Below are 220 nucleotides of genomic sequence, written 5' to 3' on the forward strand. Positions count from 1 at the left end.
TCTCCACCAGAGGCTTCGTGTGCTTGTCTACCCGTCGGGCGTCGACGTGTCCAGTTCTGCCCTGCGCTTCCTGTCCGCCAAACTCCGTCAGCGCCGCCAAGAGCTCGGCACCCGTTGGCGGCGCCTGAGTGCCGGCCGTCAGGCCCTGCTCACTCTTGCCCACCTCCGCAACGGCCACCCGTATGCCCAGCTCGCGGCCGGGTTCGGCATCGGGACCACG

Annotated in this window: 1 protein-coding gene; it reads left to right on the top strand. The window is 69.1% G+C overall.

Going from position 1 to position 220, the window contains the following annotated elements:
- Positions 1-19: 19 nt before the first annotated feature.
- Positions 20-220 (top strand): transposase family protein (locus tag AC2CJA_RS27595; RefSeq protein WP_484605302.1); only part of this gene is annotated, 201 nt, incomplete at its 3' end.

Source organism: Streptomyces sp. ATLC9, assembly GCF_057196705.1.